Source organism: Azonexus sp., from assembly GCF_036170495.1.
In the GTDB taxonomy this organism is placed as follows: Bacteria; Pseudomonadota; Gammaproteobacteria; order Burkholderiales; family Rhodocyclaceae; genus Azonexus.
On record NZ_JAVHPH010000440.1, the window covers coordinates 1 to 1,693 of the forward strand.

A 1,693-nucleotide genomic window follows, 5' to 3' on the forward strand; every position below is an offset into this window, starting at 1 on the left:
GATTACTTGACGCGGTTCTTGTATTCGTCGGTGCGGGTGTCGATTTCGATCTTGTCGCCAATGCTGACGAAAGCCGGAACCGGCAGTTCGAAGCCGGTAGCCAACTTGGCCGGCTTCATGACCTTGCCCGAAGTGTCGCCCTTGACGGCCGGCTCGGTATAAATCACTTCACGCACAACGCTGTTCGGCAGTTCGACGGAAATGGCCTTACCGTTGTAGAAAACAACTTCGCAAGCCAGACCATCTTCCAGATACTTCAGCGCGTCGGTCATGTTCTCGGCCTCGACTTCGAACTGTTCGTAGTCAGCATCCATGAACACGTACATCGGGTCGGCGAAGTAGGAATAGGTCACTTCCTTCTTGTCGAGGACAACCACTTCGAACTTATCGTCGGCCTTGTAAACCGCTTCGGAAGCGGCACCGGTCAACAGGTTCTTGAGTTTCATTTTGACAACAGCGGCATTGCGGCCAGACTTGTTGTATTCGCTCTTCTGAACGACGAGCGGGTCGGCACCGACCATAATGACGTTGCCGGAGCGGAGTTCCATTGCGGTTTTCATTCGGGATTCTCTAAGATCAGAAAAGGGAAAAACGTTAAATTATACATTGGCCGCACAGAATTTGACGAGTGCCGTGGCCAAATCAGGGTTCACCGCCAACTTTTCGGCCCATTCCCGGTTGTGGCGGACAATGGATTGCCTGCTATCAATGAAGCCCTGCCAGGCCGAAGCGATATTGCGGCCGAGATTCCAGGCGACGAACATCCGGCGCAGTGCTGTTTCTGTCATCGCATCCAGACCTGTGCGATAGCAATCCAGAAACGCCTCGAGCTTGGCCAGGTGCGCCCCGTCATCCTGCTGATAAACCTGCCAGATAAATGGCTTGGCAGCCCACTGGGCGCGCACGAAAGAATCCTCGCCACGCACGAAATTGATGTCGCAGCGCCACAATAAACGATCGAAATCATCGATCGGCATGAAAGGAATTGGCTGAATCAATGCGTTGCCCAGCTGCCATGGTCCACTTCCCCCTAAATGCGCCTGCACCGCCGCCAATGGCTTGCCTGGAGGCACGTGGCAAAGCACATGGGCCGGTGAATCCAGGAACGCATCCAGCAAGGCGCCTACTGGCGCCGTGTCATAGCAAAACAGGCATACCTCAAGCGTTCCGTTGGCCAAATTCTCCGCGATATGGCGGTCACGCTCCAAAAATAGCTCGTTTTCCCGGAGCAACCCGCCGCTCTTTGGTGAAAAGCCAGGGAAAAAGAAATATTTGACCAACGGCAGGGAAGGGTGGGGCGACACCATGCCGTGACAGCCCTCGGCCCAGGATTCCGCGGTCATGTATTCGAGATTGATCCAGCATGGCCTGGGCGAAGATTGGCCCATTGCCGACAGATACGCAGCCGGAAGTTCACAGGCAAAAGCCTCGATAACGACATCTGCCGTCCGGTCGTATTCCGCACTCTCGGTCCAGTGACGAATTTCGACACCCTGGCATGACTGCCTCGCCTGCGCCGGATCGACTAACGGACACAACGGCTGCAGGCTGGTTAGATCATCGACCCACAAACGTACCGCGCGGCCATGCTCGGCCACCAGTTGCCTGGCCAGACGCCAACAAACCCCGATGTCGCCAAAGTTGTCGATGACCCGGCAAAAGATGTCCCAATGAAGCTGCATGGTCGCCATGC

2 protein-coding genes are annotated in these 1,693 nt (G+C 55.6%); both read right to left on the bottom strand.

Translation table 11 applies throughout. The features are described from left to right. Nucleotides 1-2 precede the first annotated feature (2 nt). Complete coding sequence (gene efp, locus ADADOO_RS15865; RefSeq protein ID WP_511278478.1) at nt 3-560, bottom strand: elongation factor P; 558 nt, start codon at nt 558-560, stop codon at nt 3-5. A gap of 39 nt (nt 561-599) precedes the next feature. After that, the coding region (gene earP, locus ADADOO_RS15870; RefSeq protein ID WP_511278479.1) for an elongation factor P maturation arginine rhamnosyltransferase EarP at nt 600-1,693 on the bottom strand (1,094 nt) is incomplete at its 5' end.